The 9,117-nt window shown below is 71.9% G+C and carries 4 protein-coding genes; all 4 read left to right on the top strand.

Annotation, left to right across the window (positions count from 1 at the left end; all coding sequences use genetic code 11):
- The coding region (locus ACVNF4_RS27920) for a type I polyketide synthase (protein WP_461805647.1) at positions 1-5,630 on the top strand (5,630 nt) is incomplete at its 5' end.
- A gap of 56 nt (positions 5,631-5,686) precedes the next feature.
- Positions 5,687-6,478: an arylamine N-acetyltransferase family protein gene (locus ACVNF4_RS27915; RefSeq protein ID WP_461805646.1), complete on the top strand. Its 792-nt coding sequence runs from the start codon at positions 5,687-5,689 to the stop codon at positions 6,476-6,478.
- A gap of 59 nt (positions 6,479-6,537) precedes the next feature.
- Complete coding sequence (locus tag ACVNF4_RS27910) at positions 6,538-7,881, top strand: NAD(P)/FAD-dependent oxidoreductase (protein ID WP_461805645.1); 1,344 nt, start codon at positions 6,538-6,540, stop codon at positions 7,879-7,881.
- A gap of 71 nt (positions 7,882-7,952) precedes the next feature.
- Complete coding sequence (locus ACVNF4_RS27905) at positions 7,953-9,020, top strand: 3-dehydroquinate synthase family protein (protein WP_461805644.1); 1,068 nt, start codon at positions 7,953-7,955, stop codon at positions 9,018-9,020.
- Positions 9,021-9,117: the final 97 nt, after the last annotated feature.

Below are 9,117 nucleotides of genomic sequence, written 5' to 3'. Positions count from 1 at the left end.
GCGGGCTCGCCGCCCGGCTGGCCGGGCTCCAGCCCGCCGAGCGGGAGGCGCTGTTCCTGGACCTCGTCCGTACCCGCGTCGCCGCCGTGCTCGGGCACGCGGACGCGGCGAAGGTCGTGGCGGAACGGGCGTTCAAGGACGCCGGCTTCGACTCGCTCACCTCGGTCGAACTGCGCAACCGCCTGCGCGAGGCCACCGGCCTCAGCCTCCCCGCCACGGTCGTCTTCGACTACCCCACCCCCCTCGCCCTGGCACGTTTCCTGCACAGCGAGTTCGACGGGACGGGCGCCGCGCTCACCACGGCGGGCCCGATGACACCGACCCCCACGGCCGTGCACGATCCGGACGACCCGGTGGCGATCGTCGGCATGGCCTGCCGCCTGCCCGGCGGAGTCGCGAGCCCCGAGGACCTGTGGCGGCTCGTCAGCGAGGGCCAAGACGGTGTGTCCGGCTTCCCGGACGACCGAGGGTGGGGCCTGGACGAGCTCTTCGACAGCGACCCCGAACACGAGGGAACCTCCTACGTCGACCAAGGCGGCTTCCTCCACGAGGCCGGGCACTTCGACCCCGTGTTCTTCGGGATATCCCCGCGCGAGGCGGTGGCGATGGACCCGCAGCAGCGGCTGCTCCTGGAGACGTCGTGGGAGGCCCTGGAGCGGGCCGGCATCGACCCGGGCACGCTCAAGAGCGCGGACGTCGGCGTGTTCAACGGCATCATGGGCGTCGACTACTACGCGGGCGGCAACGTGCCCGCCGAACTGGGCGGCTTCGCCCTGACCGGCACCGGAGCGAGCGTGGCGTCGGGCCGCATCTCGTACGTGTTCGGGTTCGAGGGCCCGGCCGTCACCGTCGACACGGCCTGCTCGTCCTCACTCGTCGCCCTCCACCTCGCCGCGCAGGCGCTCCGCCAGGGCGAATGCTCGCTCGCCCTGGCCGGCGGGTCGACCGTGATGTCGAGCCCGAGCATGTTCATGGAGTTCTCCCGGCAACGGGCGCTCGCCTCCGACGGCCGCTGCAAGTCGTACGCGGACGCCGCCGACGGCACCGGCTGGGCCGAGGGCGCCGGCGTCGTCGTCCTGGAACGGCTGTCGGAGGCACGCGGCAACGGCCACCCCGTCCTGGCCGTACTGCGCGGCAGCGCGGTCAACCAGGACGGCGCCTCCAACGGCCTCACCGCCCCCAACGGGCCCTCACAGCAGCGCGTCATCCGCAAGGCCCTCGCGGCAGCCGGCCTCTCGACGGCCGACGTCGACCTGGTCGAAGGCCACGGCACGGGAACCGTGCTCGGCGACCCGATCGAGGCACAGGCCCTGCTCGCCACCTACGGGCGCGGCCGGCCCGCCGAACGGCCGCTGTGGCTCGGCTCCCTGAAGTCGAACATCGGCCACGCACAGGCTGCCGCCGGAGTCTCCGGCGTGATCAAGACCGTGCAGGCCCTACGGCACGGCGTCATGCCCGCCACCCTCCACGTGGACGCACCCTCCACGCAGGTCGACTGGACGGCCGGCGCGGTCGAACTGCTCACCGAGGCCCGCGCCTGGCCGGAGGTCGACCGGCCGCGCCGAGCGGCGGTGTCCTCCTTCGGCCTGAGCGGTACTAACGCGCACGTGATTCTGGAGCAGGCGCCTGAGGTGGTGGGTGTGGGTGAGGTTGTGCCGGTGGGGGGTGTGGTGCCGTTGGTGGTGTCGGCGCGGAGTGCTGGTGCGTTGGCGGGGCAGGGGGAGCGGCTCGCTTCCTTTGTGGAGTCGGGGAGCGTGTCTTTGGCGCGGGTGGCGGGTGCGTTGGTGGGTCAGCGTGCGGTGCTCGATGAGCGTGCGGTGGTGGTGGCCGGTTCGCGTGAGGAGGCGCTTGCCGGGCTCGGCGCGTTGGCGCGGGGTGAGGCGAGTCCGGGGGTGGTGGAAGGCAGTGTCGGCGGTTCGGTCCGTACGGTGCTGGTGTTTCCGGGGCAGGGGTCGCAGCGGGTCGGTATGGGGCGTGAACTGTACGAGCGGTATCCGGTGTTCGCGGAGGCGTTCGACGAGGCGTGTGCGGCGTTGGATGCGCAGCTCGCGGGGTGGGTGGAGCATCCGGTCAAGGACGTGGTCCTTGGTGTTGCGGGTGACTTGAGTTGGACGGTGTTTACGCAGGCGGGGTTGTTCGCGGTGGAGTCGGCGTTGTTCCGGTTGGTGGAGTCGTGGGGGGTGAGGCCGGATGCGGTGATGGGCCATTCGGTCGGGGAGATTGTGGCGGCGCATGTGGCCGGGGTGTTGTCGTTGGCGGATGCGGCGGCGGTGGTGGCGGCGCGAGGGCGGCTGATGCAGGCGTTGCCGTCGGGTGGCGCGATGGTGGCGGTGGCGGCGTCGGAGGCGGAAGTCGCGGGGTTGCTGGGGGAGGGGGTGGATCTGGCGGCGGTCAACGGCCCGATGTCGGTGGTGCTTTCGGGTGTCGAGGATGCGGTGCTGGCGGTGGCGGATCAGGGCCGTAAGACCAAGCGGCTGGCTGTCTCGCACGCTTTTCATTCGGTCCTGATGGAGCCGATGCTGGACGAGTTCGCCGCTGTGCTCTCGCAAGTGTCGTGGTCGGAGCCGAGGTTCCCGGTGGTGTCGAACGTGACCGGGCACTTCGCCGAATCGGGGGAACTCACCGATCCGAGGTATTGGGTGGAGCATGTCCGCCGTCCGGTCCGTTTCGCCGACGGTGTGGCCTCGGCGGCCGGTGACGGGGACGTGGTCTTCGTCGAACTCGGCCCGGGCGCGGCCTTGTCGAGCGTCGTGGCCGAGTCCGCGGGCGAACGGGCAACCTGCGTCGCCGCTCTGCGGGACGGCCGCCCCGAAGCACAGACCCTGCTCACCGCGACAGCCGAGATCTTCGTCCGAGGCGGCTCGGTCGACTGGACGGGGATACTCCCGGCTGCCGCGCACCTCGACCTTCCGACCTACGCCTTCGACCACCACCACTACTGGCTCCCGGCAGCCGGCCCCGGCACCACCAACGACGTCGTCTCGCTCGGTCTGACCGGCGCCGACCACCCCATGATCGGCGCGTTCGTCGAGGTGCCCGAAACCGGCGGTGTGCTCTGCACCTCCCGGCTGTCACTCCGTACCCACCCCTGGCTGGCCGACCACGCTGTCGGCGGCACGGTTCTCGTGCCCGGCACCGGACTGGTCGAACTGGCGGTGCGCGCAGGTGACGAGGTCGGCTGCGGCACGCTGGAGGAGCTGGTCATCGAGGCGCCCCTCGTGCTGCCCGAGCAGGGCGGTGTCCGCGTCCAGATCACCGTCGGCGGCCTCGGCGAGGACGGTACCCGCGCCGTCACCGTGTACTCGGCGTCCGAGGACACCACCGGGGACCACGACAGCGACGTCTGGACCCGCCACGCCACCGGCCGGCTGACGGCGGACCTGACCGGGAGCGGGGACCTGGCCGGCTTCGACGTCTCGGTCTGGCCGCCGGCCGGCGCCGAGCACCTTCCGGTCGAGGGCGGCTACGACCTTCTGGCAGCGGTGGGTTACGGCTACGGTCCGGCGTTCCAGGGTGTACGTGCGGTGTGGCGGCGCGGCGAGGAACTGTTCGCGGAGATCGCCCTGCCCGAAGACCAGCACGGCGACGCGAGCCGCTTCGGTATCCACCCCGCCCTGCTGGACGCCGCCCTGCACTCCGGCGCGTTGGCCGCGGTGCTCGCGGCCCCGGCGGACGAGGACCGCGCCGACACAGCGGCCGGTGTACCTGTGCCGTTCTGCTGGACGGGGCTGCGCCTGCACGCCGCCGGTGCCACCGAGCTGCGTGTGCGGATCGCCCGGTCCGTCGACGACACCGTCTCTCTTGAGGCCACCGACTCCACGGGTGCTCCGGTGCTCAGCCTCCAGTCTCTGATCTCCCGGCCCGTGTCGGCCGCGCAACTGAGCCGGACGACGGCCGACGACAGCCGCGACGCGCTGTTCGGGGTGGACTGGACCGAACTGCCGGCCGTGAGCGTGCGGACAGCCGTACCGGTGCCGTCCTGGGTGTCGGTCACGTCCGCCGAAGAGGTGGCCACCTTGGCCGACGAGGTGCTGACCGGGGTGTCCGCCGCGCCCGAGGCAGTGATGCTGACGGCCGTCACCGAGGGCGCGGACGTCAGCCCGCTGGACCTGACCGACCGGGTCCTGGAGACCGTCCAGACGTGGCTCGCGGGCGGCGGCTTCGCACAGACCCGGCTGGTGGTGGTCACCCGGGGTGCCGTGGCGGCGGGAGGCGACGCGACCGTCACCGACCCGGCCGGCGCCGCGGTGTGGGGACTGGTGCGCGCCGCGCAGGCGGAACACCCGGAGCGCATCGTCCTGCTGGACACGGAAGCCGACGACACCGCAGAGCCCCCCGAGAACACCGGCCTCGACGCGCTGCTGGGCACGGTTCTCGCCCTCGGCGAACCCCAGCTCGCCATGCGCGGCACAGGGTTCCATGTTCCCCGTCTCACCCGGGTCGGCGTCGCGGCGCCTGCCGGTGTCGTGCTGGACCCGGAGGGCACCGTCCTGGTGACCGGCGGCACCGGCGCTCTCGGTACGGCGCTGGCCCGGCACCTCGTCACCCGGCACGGCATCCGCCACCTCGTCCTGGCCGGCCGGCGTGGTCCGGAGGCGCCCGGCGCCCGGGAACTGGTCGCCGAACTCCGGGAACTGGGCGCCGAGTCGGTCACTGTCCCGGCCTGTGACGTGGCCGATCCACAGGCGCTGCGCATACTGCTGGCCGGGCTGACCGAGCCGTCCGGGGTGAAGCACCGGCTCACCGCCGTCGTGCACGCCGCAGGCCTCATCGACGCCGGAGTCATCGGCGAGATCGAGCGGGAGAGCCTGGAGCGGGTGTTCGCGACGAAGGTGACGGCGACACGTGAACTGGACGAGATCACCCGGACATGCGCCCCGGACCTCGACGCGTTCGTCGTGTACTCCTCCGTCTCCGGGATCTTCATGGGCGCCGGCACGGGCAGCTACGGCGCCGCCAACGCCTACATGGACGGTCTGATGGCCAGGCGTCGCGCCGACGGCCTGCCCGCGCTGTCCCTCGCCTGGGGCCCGTGGCTACAGGACACGGGGATGGGGGCGAGCCACACCGACGAGGTCGTCCAGCGGAGGCTGAACCGGCTCGGCGGCGTGCGGCCCATGACGCCTGCGGAAGGCCTGGAGCTGTTCGACGCCGCCTTGCGCAGCGACCGTTCCCTCCTCGTCCCGACCAAGCTGAACCTGCGCGCCCTGCGGGCGGATGCCGCCGAGGGCCGGGAGACTCCACCACTCCTTCTCGGGCTCGTCGCCGCCCGGCGGAAGGCGGCGCGGCCCAGTGTTTCGGGCGACGAGCGTTCCCGGCTCACCGACCGGCTCGCGGCACTGCCCCCGGCCGACCGGGCGACGGCCCTCCTCGACCTCGTACGGACCGAGGTGGGATTCGTCCTCGGCTACGGCGCGACCCGGCAGATCGATCCGGACCAGGGCCTCTTCGAGATCGGCCTCGACTCCCTCACCGCGCTCGAACTGCGCAACCGGATAGGCAAGTCGCTCGGCATCAAGCTCACGCCTGACCTGGTCTTCAGCCACCCGACGCCGGCACTGGTCGTCGCCCACGTGCACGGGCGGCTTTTCGGCGAGGAAGCACCCGGTCTCCCGGGGGTGGCCGTGTGACAGGGAACCCGGCACCGGCCACCAGGCGGAAACGAACGGCGAAAGGAGTCCGGGAAGTGTTCGACGCGGAGGCGTACCTCCGGCGCATCGGCTGCGACGGAGACAAGAAGGTGGCCATCGAGACGCTGCGCAGGCTTCAGAAGCGGCACCTCATGGCGATCCCGTACAGCATCGAGACGGTCGAGGTCTCCACCGACGGCGTCCAGCTCGTCGAACTCGACGAGGACGCGATGTTCCGGACGGTCGTCCTCGAAGGACGCGGCGGCACCTGCTTCCAGCTGAACCGCCTGTTCTTCCGTCTCCTGGGCGAACTGGGCTACGACGTCACGCTGCTGGCGGCCAGCACCGCCGAGGGCTGGGAGAACTTCGGCACCGAGGTGGAGCACATGTTCATCCGGGTCGCGCTGGACGGCGCCGAATGGCTCGTCGACGCCGGCTACCCGGGACCCTCGTACCTCGAACCGCTCCTCGTCACCGACGCCGTGCAGACCCAGTACGGCAGCCAGTTCCGGCTCGTGGACCGGGGCGACGGCCGGTACGCGCTGCAACGGCGCGCACGTGCCGGGCGCTGGGGTGTCGTCTACACCTTCCGGCTCCAGGAACGGCGGTGGGACGACTGGCGGGACGTGGAGGCCGGGCTGCGCGCCATGGCCCCCGCGCCCGACGGCGACGCGCAGGGCGGGGGGCTGTACGGCCGGACCTTCGACAACGGCCAGGTCGTCCTCAAGGGACGCCGCTACCTGACGGTCCGCGACGGCCGCGAACGCGCCCGCACCGTCGTCGACGACGACGAACACCGGGCATTGGTGACACGCATCCTCTCCGAGGACTTCCCGGGGCCGTCCTGAACGGCCTGCCGGCAAACAGCACATCCGTGATCCGAGAACGAAGGCCAGAAGGAGTCGGAATGGTTGAGAAAACAGCTGACGTGGTGGTCATCGGCGGCGGCCCGGCGGGGGCTGTCAGCGCCTTCGTGCTGGCCCGCCAAGGCCACTCCGTCGTCCTCCTGGAACGTGACGAGTTCCCGCGGTTCCACATCGGCGAGTCCCTGCTGCCGTACATGATGGGCCTGTTCGACCGGATCGGGCTGCGGGAGGCGCTGGAGTCCCAGGGCTATGTGCCCAAGTTCGGCGGCGAGTTCATCGACCCGACCGAGACCAAGTTCTTCTCCGGGGTCTTCCGCGCGGACTTCAGCCTCCAGGGCGAGGGGCGCTTCGCCCGCGCGTTCCAGGTCGAACGGGCCCGGTTCGACGCGATGGTCGTCGAGGAAGCCGCCCGGGCCGGCGCCGAGGTGCACCTGGGCGCCCCCGTGAAGGACCTCCTCCTCGACGGCGAGCGGATCACCGGCGTCACCTACGAGAAGGACGGCGAGGAGCACCGGATCGACGCGTCCTACGTGATCGACGCCAGCGGCCGGGCGGGCAGGATCGCGCACAGGTTCGGGCTGCGCAAGACGCTGGAGAAGCTCCGCATGGTCGGGGTGTTCCGCCACTACACGGGCCTCGACGAGCGGCACAACCTCGGCGCGGAGGGCGACATCCAGGTCGGCGCGCACGACGACGGCTGGGTGTGGGCGATCCCCATCTCCAAGGACGTCATCAGCGTCGGCACCGTGATGCCGCGTGACGTGTTCCGCGCGAGCACCCCCGAGGCGGTCTTCGACGAGCACCTGAGCCGGGTGCCGAGGATCACCGCACGGCTCACCGGGACGACCCCGGCCATGGACCTCAAGATCGAGACCGACTACTGCTACCACGCGGACACCGTCACCGGCCCCGGCTGGGTCATGGTCGGCGACGCGGGCTGCTTCGGCGACCCGATGTTCTCCGGCGGTGTCCTCGTCGCGACGGCGACCGCCGCGCGTGCCGCCGAGACGATCGGCGCCGCGCTGGCCGACCCGGCCGACGCCGACCGGCTCGTCGAGGAGTACGCCAACTACTTCAAGACGGGCTACGACACCTACATCCGCCTCATCCACGCCTTCTACAACGGCGAGCTGGTGTCGGTGGCGGCCGACGCCGGGCGGACCACCTCCCGCGACGCGCTGGAGCGGTACCTGATCCGGCTGATCGGCGGCGACTTCTGGAGCGAGCACAACGCGGTCGCGCAGGAGATGCGCAGGCGCCCGGAGTGGGACACCTTCGCACCGTTCCAGCGGGTCTTCGGCTGCCCGGCCTACCCGCAGCTCGACGAGCAGGACCGCAAAGAACGTGCCGAGGCCCGCATCCTGCGGGTGACCTCAGGCCAGTGACGGCCCCGGCCGCACCCGGGGCGTCACCGCCCCGGTCCACGGCCGGCTTCGACAGGACAGGGCGGGGCGGCGTGAGAGAACAGATAACGGTGGACATCGGCGAGCGTTCGTACGATGTGCTGATCGGCCCAGGGGTACGCTCCTCGCTGGCCGAAGTGATCCAGGGCCTCGGCGCCCGGCGCGTCGCCGTCGTGTCGGCGAGGCCCGCCGAATGGGTGCCCGACACCGGCGTGGAAACCCTGCTGCTGCCCGCCCGGGACGGTGAGCCGGACAAGAACCTCGCCACCGTCGAGGCGCTGTGCGCACAGTTCGTACGCTTCGGGCTCACCCGCCACGACGCCGTCGTCTCCTGCGGAGGCGGCACCACCACCGACGTCGTCGGCCTGGCCGCCGCCCTCTACCACCGGGGTGTCCCGGTGGTACACCTGCCGACCACCCTGCTGGCCCAGGTCGACGCGAGCGTCGGCGGCAAGACGGCCGTCAACCTGCCCTCCGGCAAGAACCTGGTGGGCGCCTACTGGCAGCCCGCCGCCGTCCTGTGCGACACCGACTACCTGTCCACCCTGCCCCGGCGCGAACTCCTCAACGGCCTCGGCGAGATCGCCCGCTGCCACTTCATCGGCGCCGGAGACCTGCGCGGCCTCGGCCTCGCGGAGCAGACCGCCGCCAGTGTCGCGCTCAAGGCGAGCATCGTCTCCGCCGACGAGCGGGACCAAGGTCTGCGGCACATCCTCAACTACGGCCACACCCTCGGCCACGCCCTGGAGGTGGCCGGGGACTTCACCCTCCGGCACGGCGAGGCCGTCGCCATCGGCACCGTCTTCGCGGGCCTGCTCGCCGGCGCCCTGGACCGGATCGGCCCCGAACGCGTGACGGAGCACCGGGAGGTCGTCGCGTTCTACGGCCTGCCCACCGCGCTGCCCGAACGGGCCGAGACGGCCGAACTGATCCGCCTGATGCGCCGGGACAAGAAGGCGCTGACCGGCCTGGCGTTCGTCCTCGACGGCCCCCGGGGAGCGGAGCTGGTCCAGGACGTGCCCGAACAGGTCGTCGCCGACGTCCTGAAGCGCATGCCACGGCAGCCGCTCGACCGGCTCATCGAGCCGGCCGGCCGCCACGGAACGGGAGCGCCGACATGACGTACTCATCAGGGGCAGCACCCGGCGAGGCCCGGGTGGGAGCCGCCCGGGAACGGAGGCTCGCCGACCGCCTCGCCGCGGCGCTGGCACGACCCGC

It is taken from the genome of Streptomyces sp. S6, assembly GCF_054880855.1.
Note: the sequence above shows the minus strand (reverse complement) of the source record. Positions and strands in the feature narration are given on the sequence as shown.